The 18,290-nt window shown below is 72.3% G+C and carries 17 protein-coding genes; 5 read left to right on the top strand and 12 right to left on the bottom strand.

What is annotated here, in order from left to right; genetic code table 11:
- Positions 1-22 precede the first annotated feature (22 nt).
- A complete protein-coding gene (locus tag SCNRRL3882_RS29885) occupies positions 23-820 on the top strand; it encodes an alpha/beta hydrolase (RefSeq protein WP_010039270.1) in 798 nt (265 codons plus the stop codon).
- The gene (locus SCNRRL3882_RS29880) at positions 813-1,454 is read left to right on the top strand and encodes a membrane protein (protein ID WP_010039269.1); all 642 of its coding nucleotides are present in this window, start codon (positions 813-815) and stop codon (positions 1,452-1,454) included. The genes SCNRRL3882_RS29885 and SCNRRL3882_RS29880 overlap by 8 nt, the downstream gene beginning before the upstream one ends.
- A gap of 11 nt (positions 1,455-1,465) precedes the next feature.
- On the opposite strand, the gene SCNRRL3882_RS29875 is transcribed toward SCNRRL3882_RS29880, so the two are convergent.
- From SCNRRL3882_RS29875 to SCNRRL3882_RS29850, 6 genes are all read right to left on the bottom strand, one after another.
- The gene (locus tag SCNRRL3882_RS29875; RefSeq protein ID WP_010039267.1) at positions 1,466-2,212 is read right to left on the bottom strand and encodes an endonuclease/exonuclease/phosphatase family protein; all 747 of its coding nucleotides are present in this window, start codon (positions 2,210-2,212) and stop codon (positions 1,466-1,468) included.
- 113 nt (positions 2,213-2,325) lie between these two features.
- Positions 2,326-3,279 carry an ROK family glucokinase gene (locus tag SCNRRL3882_RS29870; protein ID WP_010039265.1) on the bottom strand — a complete coding sequence of 318 codons (954 nt, stop codon included), beginning with the start codon at positions 3,277-3,279 and terminating at the stop codon, positions 2,326-2,328.
- Between the two features lie 133 nt (positions 3,280-3,412).
- Positions 3,413-3,913 (bottom strand): DUF5304 domain-containing protein, encoded by a 501-nt coding sequence (locus SCNRRL3882_RS29865; protein ID WP_010039264.1) that lies wholly within the window; start codon positions 3,911-3,913, stop codon positions 3,413-3,415.
- 45 nt (positions 3,914-3,958) lie between these two features.
- On the bottom strand, positions 3,959-5,134 hold the full coding sequence (locus tag SCNRRL3882_RS29860; RefSeq protein WP_010039263.1) for an ArsA family ATPase: 1,176 nt from the start codon (positions 5,132-5,134) through the stop codon (positions 3,959-3,961).
- 104 nt (positions 5,135-5,238) lie between these two features.
- Complete coding sequence (locus SCNRRL3882_RS29855; RefSeq protein WP_010039262.1) at positions 5,239-5,679, bottom strand: SRPBCC family protein; 441 nt, start codon at positions 5,677-5,679, stop codon at positions 5,239-5,241.
- A gap of 111 nt (positions 5,680-5,790) precedes the next feature.
- Positions 5,791-6,588 (bottom strand): metallophosphoesterase family protein, encoded by a 798-nt coding sequence (locus tag SCNRRL3882_RS29850; protein ID WP_078602816.1) that lies wholly within the window; start codon positions 6,586-6,588, stop codon positions 5,791-5,793.
- Between the two features lie 296 nt (positions 6,589-6,884).
- On the opposite strand from SCNRRL3882_RS29850, the gene SCNRRL3882_RS29845 reads away from it, so the two are divergent.
- A complete protein-coding gene (locus SCNRRL3882_RS29845) occupies positions 6,885-8,681 on the top strand; it encodes an AMP-dependent synthetase/ligase (protein WP_010039260.1) in 1,797 nt (598 codons plus the stop codon).
- A 13-nt stretch (positions 8,682-8,694) separates the two neighbouring features.
- Here SCNRRL3882_RS29845 and SCNRRL3882_RS29840 read toward each other — a convergent pair whose 3' ends face one another.
- From SCNRRL3882_RS29840 to SCNRRL3882_RS29830, 3 genes are all read right to left on the bottom strand, one after another.
- The gene (locus tag SCNRRL3882_RS29840) at positions 8,695-10,281 is read right to left on the bottom strand and encodes a GMC oxidoreductase (RefSeq protein WP_010039258.1); all 1,587 of its coding nucleotides are present in this window, start codon (positions 10,279-10,281) and stop codon (positions 8,695-8,697) included.
- Between the two features lie 83 nt (positions 10,282-10,364).
- Positions 10,365-11,456: an IS630 family transposase gene (locus SCNRRL3882_RS29835; protein WP_102514880.1), complete on the bottom strand. Its 1,092-nt coding sequence runs from the start codon at positions 11,454-11,456 to the stop codon at positions 10,365-10,367.
- A 145-nt stretch (positions 11,457-11,601) separates the two neighbouring features.
- Positions 11,602-12,744, bottom strand: coding sequence for a glycosyltransferase family 4 protein (locus SCNRRL3882_RS29830; RefSeq protein WP_010048954.1), 1,143 nt, complete (start codon positions 12,742-12,744; stop codon positions 11,602-11,604).
- Positions 12,745-12,862: 118 nt separating this feature from the next.
- Between SCNRRL3882_RS29830 and SCNRRL3882_RS29825 the strand changes: the two genes are divergently transcribed.
- On the top strand, positions 12,863-14,101 hold the full coding sequence (locus SCNRRL3882_RS29825; protein ID WP_029181810.1) for a glycosyltransferase family 87 protein: 1,239 nt from the start codon (positions 12,863-12,865) through the stop codon (positions 14,099-14,101).
- Here the strand turns inward: SCNRRL3882_RS29825 and SCNRRL3882_RS29820 are convergent.
- The gene (locus SCNRRL3882_RS29820) at positions 14,059-15,384 is read right to left on the bottom strand and encodes an MATE family efflux transporter (protein ID WP_010048952.1); all 1,326 of its coding nucleotides are present in this window, start codon (positions 15,382-15,384) and stop codon (positions 14,059-14,061) included. The genes SCNRRL3882_RS29825 and SCNRRL3882_RS29820 overlap by 43 nt on opposite strands.
- Before the next feature lie 106 nt (positions 15,385-15,490).
- Between SCNRRL3882_RS29820 and SCNRRL3882_RS29815 the strand changes: the two genes are divergently transcribed.
- Positions 15,491-16,021, top strand: coding sequence for a PadR family transcriptional regulator (locus SCNRRL3882_RS29815; protein ID WP_010048951.1), 531 nt, complete (start codon positions 15,491-15,493; stop codon positions 16,019-16,021).
- Between the two features lie 33 nt (positions 16,022-16,054).
- Here SCNRRL3882_RS29815 and SCNRRL3882_RS29810 read toward each other — a convergent pair whose 3' ends face one another.
- The gene (locus SCNRRL3882_RS29810; protein ID WP_029181809.1) at positions 16,055-17,239 is read right to left on the bottom strand and encodes a hypothetical protein; all 1,185 of its coding nucleotides are present in this window, start codon (positions 17,237-17,239) and stop codon (positions 16,055-16,057) included.
- 33 nt (positions 17,240-17,272) lie between these two features.
- Positions 17,273-18,286, bottom strand: coding sequence for an NlpC/P60 family protein (locus SCNRRL3882_RS29805; protein WP_010048948.1), 1,014 nt, complete (start codon positions 18,284-18,286; stop codon positions 17,273-17,275).
- Between the last annotated feature and the right edge of the window lie 4 nt (positions 18,287-18,290).

The following is an 18,290-nucleotide window of genomic DNA, read 5'->3' as shown; positions in this document are numbered from 1 at the left end:
TCTCACGACCAGGAGGCCGAAGGTGCCGGTCCTTGCCGGAGCCGAGCCGTTTCGCCACGAGGGCGGGGAGATCGCCGTGCTCCTCTGCCACGGCTTCACCGGTTCACCGCAGTCGCTGCGCCCCTGGGCGGAGCATCTCGCCGCACGCGGCATGACCGTCTCGCTGCCGCTGCTGCCCGGGCACGGCACGCGCTGGGAGGACCTGCGGATCACCGGCTGGCAGGACTGGTACGCGGAGGTGGAGCGCGAGCTGCGCCTCCTGTGCGAGCGCCGCGAGCAGGTGTTCGTGGCCGGGCTGTCCATGGGCGGCGCCCTGGCCCTGCGGCTCGCCGCGCGGCACGGCGACGCCGTCAGCGGTGTGGTGGTCGTCAACCCGGCGAACAAGGTGCACGGCCTGGCCGCGCACGCCCTGCCGGTGATCCGCCACTTCGTCCCCGCGACGAAGGGCATCGCCAGTGACATCGCCAAGCCGGACAGCAGGGAGCTGGGCTACGACCGGGTGCCGCTGCACGCCGCGCACTCCCTGCGCCAGTTCTTCCAGGTCGCCGACCGCGAGCTGCCGCAGGTCACCCAGCCGGTGCTGCTGCTGCGCAGCCCGCAGGACCATGTGGTGCCGCCCGCCGACTCGGCCCGTATCCTCAGCCGCATCTCGTCGACGGACGTGAAAGAGGTCCTCCTGGAACAGAGCTACCACGTCGCCACGTTGGACCATGACGCGGACCGGATCTTCGAGGAGAGCACCGCTTTCATCGGTCGGCTCGCGTCCGGCCTCGGCAAGGAGCCCGGTCTCGGCAAGGAAGGGACGACCGCAGGTGGCTGAGCACGACTCCGACCGCGAGGGCCGCGAGCCGGACGAGAAGGGCGTCCCGTTCGACGAGGAGGCCGCCTGGGCGGCGATCGTCGCCGGGTACGGCGAGGAGCCGCCGGACCCGCCGGGCGCCAAGCCGTTCAAGTCGGTCGAGGACCTGGCGCTGCTGGAGTCTCCGACCAACGACGACAGGGTGGACACGGCAGCGGGGACCGGGCCGGCCCCCGCAGAGGCCGGTAAGCCCGGCGAGCCGGACGGGCCGGAGCCGAAGGCGTCAGCAGACAAGCCGGACAAGCCGGACAAGCCGCTGGGTGGCTCCGTCTCCTTCGCGCCCGGCGTCGGACCGCGCGACTACACCGCGCCCGAGCCCGCCGAGGACGACTTCGACGAGGACGACGAGGGGCATTTCGTGCCGCCGGAGCCGCCCCCGCTGCCGTCCGCCGACCCCACCGCGAAGTTCGCCTGGCTCGGCGTGCTGGGCGGGCCGGTGCTGCTCATGCTCGCCGTGCTGCTCGGCTGGGAGATGACCTGGTGGCTGGCCACGCTGGGGATCGGCGGGTTCCTCGGCGGCTTCGCGACGCTGGTGATGCGCATGCGGACGGACGACGAGGACGACGACGACCCCGGGCGGGGTGCGGTCGTCTAGACGGCTGGATTTCAGGCGACTGGAATCCTGAGGGCGGCCAGGACCGGGAGGTGGTCGGTGGCCGCCCTCAGGTCTGTGTCGGTCACCCCGGGGTGGCCGGCCGGCACGCCGCAGCCCAGCACCTCGATGCCCTCGGTCGCGAAGATCGCGTCGATGCGCTGGTAGGGGTCGGTGGGTGTCCAGGTGTGCTCGCCGCCCCACGGCGCGGTCGCGTGGCAGTCCCGCAGGGCATCCGCGAGACGGCGGAAGGCGGGTCCGTCAGGGCGTTCGTTCAGGTCGCCGCCCGCGATCGCGTGCTCCACGCCCATCCCGGCGAGCCGGTCCAGGAGCAGGCCGGCCTGGTCGTAGCGCTCGTCCTTCTGGAGCGACAGGTGACAGCTGAGGACGCCGAGGCGGGTGCCGGCGAACCGGACGACGGCGGTGGCGAAGCCACGGCGGTGCAGTCCGGGCGTGGGGGGCAGGAGGACGTCCTCCGTGCGTTCGACGCTCGCCCGGAGCGAGCTGAGGATCGCCGGCCCCGTGGTGGTGGCTCCCCCGGTGACGACGACCAGGTCGGAGGCGAGGGCGAGGCGGGCGAGTTTCTTGCGCCAGCGGAAGAAGCGGGGGGCTTCTTGGACGAGCACCAGGTCGGGCTCGCAGGCCTTGATGACACGGGCCAGGGCGGCGGTGTCGTCCCGCATGGAGCGGATGTTGTAGCTGAGGACCCTGATGACCGCGGAACCGTCGGGTTCCGTACGGGAGTTGGGGAGCAGCGGCATGTGATCAATTTACGCCCCAGAGCTCGGGGCGCGGGGACTGCGCGCGCGTACCGGTTGTTCGTGGCTTGTCGCGCAGTTCCCCCGCGCCCCTCGGGGCACGGCCCCGAAGGCGTCTACATGATCGGGTCGGGTTCCCTCGCCAGGTCGGCCGCGCCCACCAGGCCGGCCTTGTTGCCCAGTTCCGCGGCGCGGACCTCGGCGACCGGGCGCCAGTTGCCGCCGACCAGCCAGCGCTTGTAGGACTTGCGGATCGGGCCCAGGACCAGTTCACCCTCGTCGGAGAGGCCGCCGCCGACGATGAAGGCGGACGGGTCGAAGAGGGAGGCGAGGTCGGCGAGGCCCGCGCCGACCCAGCGGGCCAGCTCACGGTAGGAGTCGACCGCCACACGGTCGCCCTGGCGGGCGGCCATGGAGATGTGCTTGCCCTCGATGCCGTCGGGCGTGCCGTTGCCGAGGCCGAGGAGGACCTCCGCGTTCTCGGGGGTGGCGTTGGCGCGCTGCTTGGCGTACCTCACCAGCGCCCGGCCCGACGCGTACTGCTCCCAGCAGCCCTGCGAGCCGCAGCCGCACAGCAGGCCGTCCGGCACCATGCGGATGTGTCCGAACTCGGCGGCCACGCCGAAGTGCCCGCGGCGCAGCTTGTTGCCGATGATGATGCCGCCGCCGAGGCCGGTGCCGAGCGTGATGCAGATGACGTTGCGGTGGCCCTTGCCCGCGCCGAACTTGTACTCGCCCCACGCCGCGGCGTTCGCGTCGTTCTCGACGACCACCGGGAGGCCCACACGGGCCTCGACCTTCTCCTTGAGCGGCTCGTTGCGCCAGTGGATGTTGGGCGCGAAGTACACCTCGGAGCGCTGCCGGTTGACGTAGCCGGCGGCGCCGATGCCCACGCCGACGATGTCGTGTCCGACGCGTGCGCCTTCCACCGCCGAGGCGATGGCGTCCACGATGCCCTCGGGCGTGCCCGGGGTCGGCACCTTGTGGGTCGAGAGGATGTTGCCTTCCTCATCGACCACGCCGGCCGCGATCTTCGTGCCGCCGATGTCGACGCCGATGGTGAGTCCCATGAATCCCTCAGTTTCGGTCGAGCCCCGCTACGGCCAACGGTACCCGAGGCACTGCCGTCGGTTCGCTGTCGTCCGCACGCTGGGCAGGACCGGCGGCGGCACACCGGTCGCGGCTCGTCCCGAGCTGGGGGGCTCAGTCCAGGTCGATGCGCTCCCCGGGACCGGCGTCGTCGCCCCGGTCATGACGATCGTCCACGTCACGCGGGTCGATCCGGTCGTCCCGGCCGCTCCAGCGCCGCTCCTGGGCCTCGACGGCGGAGCGGTAGGCGGCGAGCAGTTCGTTCCCGGCGGCGGCCAGGTGGTCGAAGACGTCCGGGTTGCGTTCGATGACGGGTTCCACGGCTGCCTTGGCCTGCTGGACGACCTGGCGGACGACCTGCTCGGCGGCGGGCCCCGCGACCGCGCCGAACAACGGGGACTGGATCCCCGACAGCTTGTCCGCGACGGCGTCGACGAGCTTCTTCAGTTCCTCGGCCGCGGAGCCCGGGGGCGGGCCGTACCGGGCACGGCGGCGGGCCTTCTCCGCCTCGAGGTCCTCGGCGCACGCGGTCGCCCAGGCGTCGGCGTCGGTGTCCCGCACCTCGTCCGCGGCCTCTTCGCGGGCGGCGTCGGACGGGGGGAGCTCTTCGCTCATGACGGACTCCTGACTACGGTTCGTCCCTACGACGTTACCCCCCTCTCAACGGGTCTGCGGCCACAGCTTCGGGTCGGGGGCGAAGCGGATGCGCAGTTCGCCCTCGCGCAGGGCGGCCCCGTCGACGGTGCAGCGGCGCAGCGCGGAGGGCAGCGGAACGATACGGCGGAACCGCCCCGCCGTGACGACGAGTTCGTCGCCGCGCCGGACGAGGTCCAGCTCCTCGCGTATGGCACCGGGCAGCGGGATGTGCCAGACGAGCACACCCTCCTCGCCGAGCCGGTCGGCCACCCGCCACTCGACCGGGGGGAGGGGGGCGCCCGGGTCGGTGCCGGGCACGGCGAGGGCGGCCAGGTCGTCGGCGCCGACCGGGTCGCGTCCGAGGTGGGCGACGGTCCGGACGTCGTACGCCTCCCGCCACTCGTCCAGTGTCTTGCGCTGCTGGGCGACCGGACCGGCCAGCCAGGTGTCCGGGGACGCCTCGGGCAGTACGCGGTTGGCGACCACGACGTCGGTGCGCAGGCCGCGCAGGGCGAGGCCGAGGCCGGCGGTGCGGAGGGCGTCGGCACCGGCCGGGCCGGGCTCGGCGACCAGTCGTACGACGGTGTCGCGGTCGGCGACGACCGCCTCGACGGCGGCCAGCTCCAGGTCCCAGCGGGCGGCCGTCTCGTACAGCCACTCGGCGGGCATGGGGACGCCGGCGAGCCGGCCCAGCACGGGGCGCAGGGCGCGGGCGGCCTGGCGTTCGGGCGGGAGCAGGCGGCGCAGGTAGCGGCGGAGCTCCTCGGGCAGGGCGAGGAGGGCGAGGGCCTGCGGCACCGGGGGCAGGTCGACGACGAGCAGGTCGTGCGACTCCGACAGTGCGGCGTCGCGCAGGGCGCGCAGGAGGGCGAGTTCACCGGCGCCGGGGAGGGGCGTGAGTTCCTCAGGGTCGAGGCGGGAGGCGCCGAGGAGGTCCAGGGCGGAGGAGGCGCGGTCCTGGAGGGCGGTGAGGTCCTTGCGGAAGTCCTGGGCGGGGTCGGGACGCCAGGCGGTGAGCCGGGGGGCGGCTTCGACCGGGGTCGGGCCGGTGGCCACGCCCAGGGCGGCACCGAGGGTGTCCACGGGGTCGGCGGACAGCACGAGGGTGTCCGTGCCGTCGGCCGCCGCGGCCAGGGCGGTGGCGGCCGCGAGGGTGGTACGGCCGCTGCCGCCGGGGCCGGTGATCAGGATGGTGCGCATGGGGGTGAACGGTAACCGACACGCCCTCCGGGGCGCGGGGAACTGCGCGACCAGCCACGACGGGCCGCGCCCGGCACGGCGCGGGCGCCGCTACGGCGCGACCCCTACTTGCCCGCTTCCACTCGCTTCTTCAGACCCGCCAGCGCCCGGTCGATGATGACCTTCTCCGCCTTGCGCTTGATCATGCCGAGCATGGGGATCTTGACGTCGACGGTCAGCGCGTACGTGACCTCGGTGCCCCCCGCCCCCGCCGGCTTCAACAGGTATGTGCCGTCCAGGGACCGGAGCATCTGGGACTTGACCAGGGTCCAGGAGACCTCGTTCTCGCCGGTCCACGTGTACGCGAGGACCTGGTCGTCCTTGATCGCACCGGCGTCCATGACGAGCCGGACCTGTTCGGCGCGGCCCTGCTCGTCGCTCTTGAGCACCTCGGCCTCCTTCACCTCGCCCGTCCAGTCCGGGTAGCGGGCGAAATCGGAGATGACCGCCATGACGTCGGCCGGGGCCGCCTCGATGGTGATGCTCGAGCTGGTGTGTTCCGCCATCGCCGTGGCTCCTCCAGATACGGGCCGGTATGAGGTCGTCGTGCGCAAACGCGTGCAGCGTGAAGGCTACCGCGCACGGGACCCGCCGATCTCACCCGACCTGGGACGTCCTCACCATTCCAGCGCCCACGGCGTACCGGTCCCCGCGAAGTGCCCCACGTTCACACACTCGGTCGCCCCGATCCGCATCCGCCGCACCAGCGGCTGGTGGACGTGCCCGAAGAGGGAGTAGCGGGGGCGGGTGCGGCGGATGGCGTCCAGCAGGGCCCGGCTGCCGCGCTCGAAGCGGCGCGCGACGGTGTCGTAGACCAGTTCGGGCACTTCGGGCGGGATGTGCGTGCACAGCACGTCGACCTCGCCGACCGCCTCGATCTTCGCCGCGTACTCCTCGTCGCTGATCTCGTACGGTGTCCGCATCGGCGTCCGCAGGCCGCCGCCGACGAAGCCGAAGACCCAGCCGCCGATCTCGACGCGCTCGCCGTCGAGGACGGTCGTGCCGGGGCCGGCGTACTCCGGCCACAGGGGCGGCATGTCGACATTGCCGTAGGTCGCGTACGTAGGAGTGGGGAACGCCGCGAACATCTCGGCGTACTGCTTGCGCACCGCCTTCTCGATCACCGAGGCGCGGTCCTCGCCGACGCCGGCCCACAGCCGGGCCCCGAACTCCCGCGCCTCCTGGAAGCGGCGGGCGGTGCGCAGCGCGACGATGCGGTCGGCGTTCTCGGCGCCGAACAGGTCGGGGAAGATGCCGCGCGAGTGGTCGGCGTAGTCGAGGAAGAGGACGAGGTCGCCCAGGCAGATCAGGGCGTCGGCGCCCTCGCCGGCCCTGGCCAGGTCACGGGCGTTGCCGTGCACGTCGCTCACCACATGCACGCGCGTCCTGTGTTTTCCGGCTGGTGTGGGTGCCATGGCGATCAAGGGTAGGTCGAGCGGTGCGGTTGTGAACAGTGGCGGCCCTACCTGCGGTTACTGGCCAGTCAGTTAGTGGGTGGACTACTGTGCGCGAAGGAATACCCAACTGTGTGACGCAGCGAACATCTCGACGGGACCCCCTGTCGGAGACGCATACCGGCGGGTAACGTCCGGGCAGTCCAGTCGTGCTCTGCATTTCAACAAGTGAATGTCCGAGCACCTGCCCGAGCCTTGGACCGGACCGTCGCATCACACAACGTCGTGGCGCCGGCGCCCTATGAGGAGCAGCAGTCTTGCGCGAGTTCAGCCTTCCGGCTTTGTACGAGGTCCCTGCGGACGGCAATCTGACCGACATCGTCCGCAGAAACGCCGCGCAGCACCCGGACGTCGCCGTCATCGCCCGCAAGGTCGGCGGCGCCTGGCAGGACGTCACGGCCACCGCCTTCCTCGCCGAGGTGCACACGGCCGCGAAGGGGCTGATCGCCGCCGGGGTCCAGCCGGGCGACCGGGTGGGCCTGATGTCCCGCACCCGTTACGAGTGGACGCTGCTGGACTTCGCGATCTGGAGCGCGGGCGCGGTGACCGTGCCGGTGTACGAGACCAGTTCGCCGGAGCAGGTGCAGTGGATCCTCGGCGACTCCGGCGCGACCGCCTGTGTCGTGGAGTCGGACGCCCACTCGGCCGCGATCGAGTCGGTGCGCGACGGGCTTCCGGCGCTCAAGCACGTGTGGCAGATCGACGGCGGCGGCATCGACGAGCTGGGCCGGCTCGGCCAGGACGTCACCGACGAGACGGTCGAGGAGCGCGGCTCGTTCGCCAAGGCCGACGACCCGGCGACCATCGTCTACACCTCGGGCACCACCGGCCGCCCCAAGGGCTGCGTGCTCACCCACCGCAGCTTCTTCGCGGAGTGCGGCAACATCGTGGAGCGGCTGCGTCCGCTGTTCCGCACCGGTGAGTGCTCGGTGCTGCTGTTCCTCCCGCTCGCGCACGTCTTCGGGCGGCTGGTGCAGATCGCGCCGATGATGGCGCCGATCAAGCTGGGCTGTGTCCCGGACATCAAGAACCTCACCGACGAGCTGGCCGCGTTCCGCCCGACGCTGATCCTGGGCGTGCCGCGGGTCTTCGAGAAGGTCTACAACTCGGCGCGCGCCAAGGCGCAGGCCGACGGCAAGGGCAAGATCTTCGACAAGGCCGCCGACACGGCGATCGCGTACAGCAAGGCGCTGGACACCCCCTCGGGCCCCTCCCTCGGCCTGAGGATCAAGCACAGGACGTTCGACAAGCTCGTCTACAGCAAGCTCCGCGCGGTCCTCGGCGGCCGGGGCGAGTACGCCATCTCCGGCGGTGCCCCGCTGGGCGAGCGCCTCGGCCACTTCTTCCGCGGCATCGGCTTCACGGTCCTGGAGGGCTACGGCCTGACCGAGTCCTGCGCGGCCACCGCGTTCAACCCCTGGGACCGGCAGAAGATCGGCACGGTCGGCCAGCCGCTGCCCGGTTCGGTGGTCCGGATCGCCGACGACGGCGAGGTGCTGCTGCACGGCGAGCACCTGTTCAAGGAGTACTGGAACAACCCCGGCGCGACCGCGGAGGCGCTGGCCGACGGGTGGTTCCACACCGGTGACATCGGCACCCTCGACGAGGACGGCTACCTGCGGATCACCGGCCGCAAGAAGGAGATCATCGTCACCGCGGGCGGCAAGAACGTCGCCCCGGCCGTGATCGAGGACCGCATCCGGGCGCACGCGCTGGTCGCGGAGTGCATGGTGGTGGGCGACGGGCGGCCGTTCGTCGGCGCGCTGATCACCATCGACGAGGAGTTCCTGGGCCGTTGGTGCGCGGACCACGGCAAGCCGGCGGGTTCCACCGCGGCGTCGCTGTGCGAGGACCCGGATCTGCTGGCCGCGATCCAGGCGGCGGTCGACGACGGCAACGCCGCGGTGTCGAAGGCGGAATCGGTGCGGAAGTTCCGCATTCTGTCCTCCCAGTTCACGGAGGAGTCGGGCCACCTGACCCCCTCGCTGAAGCTGAAGCGGAACGTGGTGGCGAAGGACTACGCGCACGAGGTCGAGGCGATCTACGCGAAGTGACCCCAGGGGTCGGCTATGGCGCGGTGTCCTCGGCGAGGACCCGCGCCATCGTGCGTTCGGCGAGCGCGGTGATGGTCACGAAGGGGTTCACCCCGAGCGACCCGGGCACGAGCGAGCCGTCCGTGACGTACAGCCGGGGGTACCCCTTCACGCGCCCGTAGTCGTCCGTCGCCCGGCCCAGCACGCAGCCGCCCAGCGGGTGGTAGGTGAAGTCGTCGGCGAAGACCTTGCTGCTCGATCCGAAGAGGTCGTAGCGGTAGATCGTCGAGTTGGCCGCGTTGATCCGGTCGAACAGCTTCCTGGCCATGGCCACGGAGACCGCGCTGTGGGCGGCCGTCCACCCGAGGCGCAGCTCGCCCGAGCCGGTGTCGTACGAGAAGGACGCCCGCTCCGGGTTCCCCGTGATCGCCAGATAGAGGCTCACCCAGTGCTCCAGCCCGGTCGGCAGCGGGGCGATCTCGGCGAACACGCGGTTGGCGGCGTTGGCCCAGTCGTCGATGCCCATGACCGGCATGGTCGACTGGTTCGCTCCGACCGTGTCCCACAGGTGGTTGGCCCGGCCGAGCATCACGTTGCCGTTGGTGCCCCAGCCGGTGCCGACGCCGGGGTCGAGATCGGGCAGGGTGCCCGTCTCCCGGGCGCGCAGCAGCAGTTCGGTGGTGCCGAGGCTGCCGCCGCCGAGGAAGAGGTACGTGCAGCCGTACTCCTTGGTCTCGACGACCCGGCCGGTGGCGTCGATGCGGTCGGCGGTCAGGACGTAGGTGCCGTCCGGCGCCCTGCTGATCGCGCGCACCTTCTCCAGGGTGTGGATGGTGACCTTGCCGGTGCCGAGGGCGGCGGCGAGGTAGGTCTTGTCGAGGCTGCGCTTGCCGTGGTTGTTGCCGTAGATGACCTCGCCGGCGAGCGCGGACTTCGGGGCGGTGCCGGCCGCCTCGCGCGCCATGTGGCCGAAGTCGTAGACGCTCGGCACGAAGGTGGTCCGCAGGCCGGCGTTGTCGGCGTGCTTGCGGGAGACGCGGGTGAAGCGGTACCAGTCCGTCGACTCGAACCAGGCGGGGTCGACGGTGTTCACGCCGAGGGCGGCGCGGGCGCGCGGGAAGTACGTGCCGTACATCTCGTCGGCGTCGACGGTGGGGAACTGCTCGGCGAAGTACGCCCTCGGCGGGGTGACCGCCATGCTCCCGTTGACCAGCGAGCCGCCGCCGACGCCCCGGCCGACGTACACGGACATCTGCGCGAAGTGGACGCGGTCCAGGACGCCCGGGTAGCGGCTGATGTCCCTGTTGACGACGTCCAGCCACAGGAAGGTGCCCAGGGGGGCCTCGGTGCGGGTGCGGAACCACATGGAGCGCTGGTCCGGGGTGCGGGTGGAGCAGAAGACGTTGCCGTCCGGGCCCGCGGTGTTCCAGAGGCGGCCCATTTCCAGGACGAGGGTGCGGATGCCGGCCTGGGCGAGGCGGAGGGCGGCTACGGCGCCGCCGTAGCCGGAGCCGACGACGATGGCGGGGGCGGTGTCGACTGCGTGTGGCTGCGCCGCTCGGGCGGAGTCGAGTCCGATGCGGGTGAATCCCAGGGTGGCTGCGGTTTGCAGGGCTGCCATGCCGAGGATCTGACGTCTTGTCAGCTGACGGGGCATCAGGTTAGATGTCATGTGCGCAGCATCGGCGGATTTTCGGGTTCCGCCTAGTGACCTGAGTCAGAGATTCGTCGGCAGTAGGCGGCGACTTTGTCGAGGATCTCGTCGGCTGTCTTCGTCCAGACGAACGGTCTGGGGTGCTCGTTCCAGTCGGCGAGCCAGGCCCGGATGTCGCGTTCGAGGGCTTGGACGGAGCGGTGGACGCCGCGCTTGAGCTTCTTCTGGGTCAGTTCGGCGAACCACCGCTCGACCAGGTTCAGCCAGGACGCGCTGGTCGGCGTGAAGTGCAGGTGGAACCGAGGGTGCGCCAGCAGCCACCGCTTGATGTCCGGGGTCTTGTGGGTCGCGTAGTTGTCCAGGATCAAATGAACCTGCAGATCAGCCGGGACTTCCTTGTCCAGCTTCGCGAGGAACTTCTTGAACTCCGCCGCCCGGTGGCGGCGGTGGAGGGAGCCGATGACCTTGCCGGTGGCGACCTCGAGGGCGGCGAAGAGGGTCGTGGTGCCGGCCCGGACGTAGTCGTGGCTGCGGCGTTCGGGAACGCCGGGCACCATCGGCAGAACAGGCTGGGACCGGTCCAGTGCCTGGATCTGCGACTTCTCGTCCACGCAGAGCACCAGGGCCTTCTCGGGCGGATCGAGATACAGACCGACGACGTCGCGGACCTTGTCGATGAACAGCGGGTCGGTGGACAGCTTGAACGTCTGCGACCGGTGCGGGGCCAGGGCGAACGCCCGCCAGATCCGCGAGATGGTCGACTGGGACATCCCCGTGGCCGTGGCCATCGACCTGGTCGACCAGTGGGTCGCGTTCTTCGGCGTCTCCTCGAGCGTCTTGACGATGACCCGCTCGACGTCGGCATCGGTGATCTTCCGGGGCACGCCGGGCCGCAGGTCGTCGCACAAGCCGTCCAGTCCCCGCTCGATGAAGCGGCGCCGCCAGGTGCGGACCGTGTCCGGAGCGATCCGCAGCCGGCGGGACACCTCCATGATCGAGTGGCCTTCGGCGCACTCCAGCACGATCCGCGACCGCTGAGCCAGAGCCTGAGCCGTCGTACGGCGGCGTAACCAGCCTTCCAGCACCGCCCGCTGGGCATCGGTGACCGACAACGGCGGAATCTTCGGACCCGGACGACTCATGCCCGACTAACGACGAATCTCTGACTCAGGTCACTAGTGGGGTGCCGCTTGATCGTTGCGGGCGGGTGCGGGTCGTGTGTGGCCTGTCGCGCCCACGCGGCGGAGCCGCACATCGATACAGCCCCGCGCCCCTGAGGGAAGACAACTACAGCAAGTTCTTCAGGTGCTCCGCGAGGAGGTCCCAGCGCCACTTCTCCTCGACCCACTCGCGGCCCCGCTCGCCCATCCTGCGGCGCAGCTCGGCGTCTGCCAGGAGGGTCGTGATGCGGTCGGCCGCCTCCTCGGGGGAGCCACCGCGCACCACCCAGCCGGTCTCGCCGTCCAGGACCGCGTCCGGGGCGCCGCCCGAGTCGCCGGCCACGACGGGCAGCCCGGTCGCCGACGCCTCCAGGTAGACGATGCCGAGGCCCTCCACGTCCAGGCCGCCGCGGCGGGTCCGGCAGGGCATGGCGAAGACGTCACCGGCGCCGTAGTGGGCGGGCAGCTCCGCCCAGGGCACCGGGCCCGTGAAGCGGACGGAGGCGGCGACGCCCGTGTCGTGGGCCAGCCTGCGGAGGTCCTTCTCGTACGGGCCGCCTCCGACGATCAGCAGCACGGCGTCCGGCTCGGCCGCCAGGATCCGGGGCATGGCCCGGATCAGGGTGTCCTGGCCCTTGCGCCGCACCAGCCGGGAGACGCACACCACCACGGGGCGGTCCGTCAGGCCGAGCCTCGCCCGGATCTCGTCGCCGCCCGAGCCGGGGTGGAAGGTCTTCTCGTCGACGCCCGGCGGCAGCTGCGCCATCCGCGCGGCCGCCTGGGGGCTCAGCGCGCCGGCGATCCGGGAGCGCGTGTACTCGCCGAGGTAGGTGATCGTGTCCGTGGAGTCGCCGATCCGGCGCAGCAGTTGCCGGGCGGCGGGCAGTTGGGCCCAGCCGGCCTCGTGGCCGTGCGTGGTGGCGACCAGCCGTTCGGCGCCCGCGCTCCGCAGCGCCGGCGCCATCAGGCCCAGGGGGGCCGCCGCCCCGAACCACACCGACGTGCACCCGTGCTCCCGCAGCAGTCCCACGGCCCGCCGGGTGACACCCGGCGTCGGCAGCAGCATGGTCGTACGGTCCCGTACGACGGTGAAGGGCTGCTCGGCGTCGAAGGCGGCGGTCGCCTCCACGCCCTCCCGGCTCCGCTTCCAGGTCGACGCGTAGACGACCAGCCGCTGCGGATCCAGCCGCAGCGCCATGTTGTGCAGAAACGCCTGGATGCCGCCCGGCCGGGGCGGGAAGTCGTTCGTCACGATCAGGGTCTTGCGCACGCCGCCGACCCTACCGAACCGCCCCTCACGACCGTACGCACCGGCAGGTGTGGCACGCTCACAGCCGACGGGGACATCATGGCCTCCTCGACACGGCACGCGGACGGGCAGGGATCTGGTGAGGACGACGGGCGCGAGGCGGTCCCTGGCATGTCTGCCGGTGGTCTGGTGTCTCACGAGGCTGGTGCTGCTGCTGTTCGTGCTGAAGGTGTACGTCTTCCCGGGCCCGGACGTGACGAGCGACGTGTCCGTGATCTACCAGGGCTGGTACGACGTCCTGCGCACCGGAACGTTCCCCCAGGACGACGTCACCTGGCAGTACCCGCCCGCCGCCGCCCTGGCGATCCTCTCCCCCGGCCTGCTGTCCTTCCTGCCCTACGCGACCGCGTTCTTCGTCCTGGTCTGCGTCACCGACCTGGCCGTCCTGGCCCTGCTGACGTACGCGGGCCGGCGCCCCGGCAGGTCGCTGCGCGGCGCCTGGGTGTGGGTGGCGGGCGTGCCGCTGCTCGGGCCGACGGTGTACGCCCGCTACGACGTGATGGTCACGGCGGTGGCCGTGGCGGCGCTGCTCGCGGGCGCCCGGCACCCCAAGGCGATGGGGGCGCTGGCCGCGTTCGGCGCGCTGCTGAAGGTCTGGCCGGCGATGCTCCTCCTGGCGGCCCGCCGCCCCGCCTCCTGGGTGTCGGCGGTGGTGACCGGCATCGCGGTGACGGGCGTGTTCGCCCTGGCCGTGCCGGGCGCGTTCGCCTTCCTGACCTTCCAGCGCGACCGGGGCACCGAGGTCGAGTCGCTGGGCGCGCTGGTCTTCCATGTCGCCCGGCACTTCGGCTGGCAGGGCGAGGTGCGGCTGAACTACGGCTCGATCGAGTTCCTCGGGCCGTACGTGAGCGAGGTGAGCACGGGCGCGCTGTTCCTGACGGGGGCGGCCTTCGGCTGGCTGGTGCTGTGGCGGCTGCTGGCCCGGCACTTCGAGGAGCACACGGTCGCCGACGCGGCCTTCGTGGCGGTGCTGATGTTCACCACCACCAGCCGGGTGATCAGTCCGCAGTACATGGTGTGGCTGGTCGGGCTGGCCGCGGTCTGCCTGTACTTCCCCGGGAGCCGGATGCGGCTGCCGGTCGGGCTCGTCCTGGTGGCGTGTTTCGTGACGGTGCTGGAGTTCCCGCTCTACTTCGCCAACGTGGTGGCCAGTGACGGCCTCGGCCTGACCCTGCTCTTCCTGCGCAACGGCCTGCTGGTCGCCGCCACGCTCCTCGCGGCCCGCGCCCTGTGGCGTGCGACGGTGCCGCGCACGGTTCCCGCTCCCGTCCCCGCTCAGCCCACCACCCGCACCGACGAGACACCGGTCTCCACCTGAGCCGGGTCCCGCCGGAACAGCACGCCCGCCAGCGCACACTGCACCGCCGTCGCCCCCGCCAGCGCGAGGCACACCCCGGGCAGTCCGAGCCCCGTCAGGCCGTACGCGAGCGCCAGTTGCAGAGCCGTCCCGAGCACGGTGACGCGCAGCAGCCCCGGGGCGTTCCCGCTGCCCTCGAAGACCCCGCCGAGCGCGATGAGGCAGGCCATCAGCAGCAGGTAGGGCCCGACGCAGCGCAGGAACAGCACGCCCTCGCGCGCGACCCCGGGTCCGGCACCGAAGGCGGCCATGAGCCACGGGGCGGCGGCGGCCAGCAGGACGGCCGCGGTGAGGCCGATGACTCCGGAGACCAGCACCGCCTGCCGTCCGATCTCCCGGCGCTCGTCCCTCCCCTCACCGCGTGTGTGCGCGGTGTGGATGGACGCGGCCTGGCGCACGGCGTAGAAGGCCATGGTCGCCACGTACATGACCTTGTAGGCGATCGAGTACGCGGCCACCGCCGTCACCCCGAGCCGCGCCACGATCGCGACCAGGGCCAGGGCGCCCGTCTGCCGCACGGTGAAGTCGGCGGACATGGGCAGGCCGGTCGTCAGCGTCCGGCGCAGGGAGACGGCCAGGGGCTCGGCCGGTGCCGTGTCACGGGCGCTCCGCAGCAGTGCGGTGCGCCGGACCGCGACAAGCCCGGCCCCGAGCGCCACGGACCGGCACAGCACCGTGGAGGCGGCGGCGCCCTGGACGCCGTGGAGATGGATGAGGAGCGGGTCGAGGGCCAGGATCAGGCCGTTGGAGAGCAGGGCGAGCCGCATCGGGGTTCTGGTGTCGCCGGTGCCCTTGAGGATGCCGTCGACGAGTTGCTGGGCGAAGAAGACGGCCATGCCGGGCATGGAGAGCGTGAAGTAGGCGACGGCGAGCGGGAGCGCGGCGCCGTCGGACCCGCCCAGCACCAGCCGGGCCAGCGGTTCGCGGCCGAGCAGGCCGCCCACCACCACCAGGGGCGTCACCAGCGCCCACAGCGCCCAACCGCCGCGCACGGCCGCCCGTACGGCCGAGGGGTCGCGGGCGCCCCGGGCGTGGGCGACGAGCACGGTCGTGCCGGAGCCGAAGACCAGGGCGATGCCGAGCAGCACGTTCTCCGTGGTGGTCGCCACGGCCACGGCGGCCACGGCAGGTCCGCCCAGCCGGGCGACCCAGACGGTGTTGATGATCCCGGCGGCGACGGACGCCAGGAGCGAGAAGTAGACGGGGCGGGCGAGCTGGAGCAGCTGCGAGCGGTGGGCGTTCACGGTGACTGTCCCCCCCGGGTCCTGGTGAACCGCGATTCGAGCTAGCTCGTTTCGAGGTAGCTCGATAAGAGGTAGCATGGGACCTCACGCACCCGCAAGGAGGACCATGCTGGAGCTGTCGATCCTGGGCTTCCTGGCCGAGGAGCCGCTGCACGGATATGAGCTCAAGGAGCGCATCAAGGCGCTGACCGGGCATGTCCGGCCGGTGAGCGACGGCGCGCTCTACCCGGCGATCACCCGCCTGGTCGGGGCGGGCCTGCTCGACCAGCGCACCGAGCCCGGCGCGAGCGCGGCCCCGCGCCGGATCCTCGCCCTCACCGGCAAGGGCCGCGAGGAGTTGCTGGAGCGGCTGCGCCGTCCGAAGCAGACCGAGATCACCGACCAGGTCCGCTTCAACACGGTCCTGGCGTTCCTGCGCCACCTGCCCGACCCGCACGAGCAGGCCGCGGTGCTGCGCCGCCGGCTGGACTTCCTTGAGACCCCGGCGAGCTTCTTCTACGCGTCGGGCAAGCCGGTCCGCGCCGAGGAGACGGACGACCTGTTCCGCCAGGGCGTGCTGCGGGTCGCCCGGGCGACGGGCGAGGCGGAACGCACCTGGCTGCGGGAGGCCATCGCGCTGCTGGAACAGCCGGGATGAAGCCGCAGACGGCCCCGTCCGGCCCCGGCTCGGTCAGCCCAGCTGAACCCGCAGATAGTCCCGCCACTCCCCCGTGAAGGCCTCCGGCGTCGTCCCCAGCACATCGCGCATGGCCTCCTCCACCGCCCCGGCCCTCTTCCGGTGCTCCCCGACGGCCCGGTAGAACGCGCCCAGCCGGGCCTCGCCCCAGCGGTCGGCGATCAACCGGCACGCCGTCCAGCCGCTCTCGTAGGCCCGGGCCAGGCGGCTCGCGTCGCCGGTGAAGCCGAAGTCCCCGTCGTCCGGGAGGGCGGCCGGGATCTCGCCCTGCGTCACGGCGCGGGACAGTTCGGGCGCGGCCTCGCGCGGTGTGCGGCCGGCGGCCCGGTAGCCGACCCAGTCGGCATAGCCCTCGGACAGCCAGAGCGGGGTGGCGGGGGTGGTGTGGTCGCGGGTGGCGACATGGGTCGTCTCGTGGGTGACGACGACCTGCTCGCCGAGGGTGCCGAGGAGTGCGAACGCGTCCGGGTTGACGATGATGCGGTCCGCGGGCGCCCGCGCCGGTGCCCCCGTCTCGCCGGTGGTGACCGCCGCGATCCCGCGGTAGGCGGAGGCGGGTGAGCCGAGCAGCCCCGCCATCCCCTCCAGCGACTTCGGGACGAGCAGGACGACGCGCCGGCCCCAGTCGGTGCCCCACGCCTCCGAGACGGCGGGCACCGCGCGGTCGGCCAGGTCGGCGAAGCCGCGCAGCGACCGGCCGGACCGCCCGACACCGAGCACCAGGCTGCGCTCGCCGCGGACGACCTGGACGGCCCCCTGGTCCCACAACTGCTGGGCGGACTTCCTCGCGGGCCGGTCGGCATCGACGGACCACCGCCCGTCCGCGTCGCGGCTCAGCCGCAGAGTGCGGGCCGCGGTCACCGGCGCCCGGTCGTACCCCGCGACGCGGTAGCGCAGTTCGGCGTCGGCGGTGGCCGTGTCGCCGCTGCGGTGCAGGCCGGTCACGCGGTACGACCAGTCGGCCAGGGGCAGCGCGCGCACGTGGGCGAAATCCGCCTCCGTGCCCGTGCGGGCGTAGGCCCGCTCGTCGTGGTCGAGGACCGCGGCGGCCCGCCGGTCGAGGAGCCGCTGGACGTCGGCCGTGGCGCTGTCGGCGGCGGGCCGGCCGCCGCATCCGGCCAGGAAGACGAGCAGCAGAACGAGCGCCACCACCGGGGACCCCGACCTTCGACCAGCCACGTTCCCGATCGTACGGGCGCCGGGCCGCGCCGGTCAGACCCTGGTGACCGACGAGACGGGCATCATCCCGACCGGGTCGTAGCGCACGGGCGCGCCGGGGTAGGGCGCGTGGATGACCTGGCCGTTGCCCATGTACATCCCGACATGGCTGGCGTCGGACCGGTAGACGACCAGGTCACCGGGGCGTGCCTCGGACAGCGGGACCTGCCGGCCGGCGTGCCGCTGGGCCTGCGAGGTGCGCGGCAGAAAGACCCCGGCCTGCGCGTACGACCACTGCGTCAGGCCCGAACAGTCGAAGCCGGAGGGGCCGTTGGCGCCCCAGATGTAGGGCCTGCCGAGCACGCTGCGGGCGGCGGCGACGGCGGCGGCTCCGCGTCCCGAGGCGGCGGTGGCGCCGCCGAGGTCGGGGAAGCCGTCGCGGCCGGAGCGGGAGGCGCGGCCGTAGGCGTCGCGCTCGCTGTCCGGAAGGGAGTTGAGCAGCCGCCGGGCCGTGGCGAGCTTGTGCTCGACGGTCTTCTTGTGGGCGGCGACGGCCTTGCGGCTCTTCTCCAGTTCGCGGAGCTTGCCGGCGGCCTCCTCGCGGTCCTGGGCGAGTTCGCGCATGGCCTCCTGAAGCTCCTTCAGCTGACCGGCCTGGTGGGCGGTGATGCGGTCCAGCCGGGAGGCCTTGTCCAGGTACTCGTCCGGGTCGTCGGAGAACAGCAGGGCGAGGGACGGGTCGATGCCGCCCGACCGGTACTGGGCACCGGCGAGCGAACCGAGCGACTCCCGCATGGAGTTGATGCGCTGCTGCTGCCGGGCGACCCGGTCCTGGGCGGCGCCGACCTCGTCACGCAGTTCGTCGGCGCGCTCGTCGGCCTCGTTGTAGGCCTCGGTCGCCTTCTCGGCCTGCTCGTAGAGGCGGTCCACCTCGGCCCGGGTGTCGTCGTACGGTGCGGCCACGGTCGGTACCGCGCCCAGGGCGGCGGCCGCGACGGAAAGGAAGCTGACCGCGACACTGGCGCCCCGGTCGAACCCGGACGGTGCAAGGCGGCGATGGGACCCCACGGGA

It is taken from the genome of Streptomyces chartreusis NRRL 3882 (genome assembly GCF_900236475.1).
GTDB classification, from domain to species: Bacteria; Actinomycetota; Actinomycetes; order Streptomycetales; family Streptomycetaceae; genus Streptomyces; species Streptomyces chartreusis_D.
The sequence above is the reverse complement of the archived record's forward strand: the minus strand, read 5'-3'. Positions and strand labels throughout refer to the sequence as shown.

Bases quoted from the DNA above. Each gene is read 5' to 3' on its own strand.
- SCNRRL3882_RS29875 (WP_010039267.1), bottom strand. From the start codon at position 2,212: ATGCCGCTGCTCCCCAACTCCCGTACGGAACCCGACGGTTCCGCGGTC.
- SCNRRL3882_RS29870 (WP_010039265.1), bottom strand. From the start codon at position 3,279: ATGGGACTCACCATCGGCGTCGACATCGGCGGCACGAAGATCGCGGCC.
- SCNRRL3882_RS29865 (WP_010039264.1), bottom strand. From the start codon at position 3,913: ATGAGCGAAGAGCTCCCCCCGTCCGACGCCGCCCGCGAAGAGGCCGCG.
- SCNRRL3882_RS29860 (WP_010039263.1), bottom strand. From the start codon at position 5,134: ATGCGCACCATCCTGATCACCGGCCCCGGCGGCAGCGGCCGTACCACC.
- SCNRRL3882_RS29855 (WP_010039262.1), bottom strand. From the start codon at position 5,679: ATGGCGGAACACACCAGCTCGAGCATCACCATCGAGGCGGCCCCGGCC.
- SCNRRL3882_RS29850 (WP_078602816.1), bottom strand. From the start codon at position 6,588: ATGGCACCCACACCAGCCGGAAAACACAGGACGCGCGTGCATGTGGTG.
- SCNRRL3882_RS29840 (WP_010039258.1), bottom strand. From the start codon at position 10,281: ATGGCAGCCCTGCAAACCGCAGCCACCCTGGGATTCACCCGCATCGGA.
- SCNRRL3882_RS29835 (WP_102514880.1), bottom strand. From the start codon at position 11,456: ATGAGTCGTCCGGGTCCGAAGATTCCGCCGTTGTCGGTCACCGATGCC.
- SCNRRL3882_RS29815 (WP_010048951.1), top strand. From the start codon at position 15,491: ATGCTGGAGCTGTCGATCCTGGGCTTCCTGGCCGAGGAGCCGCTGCAC.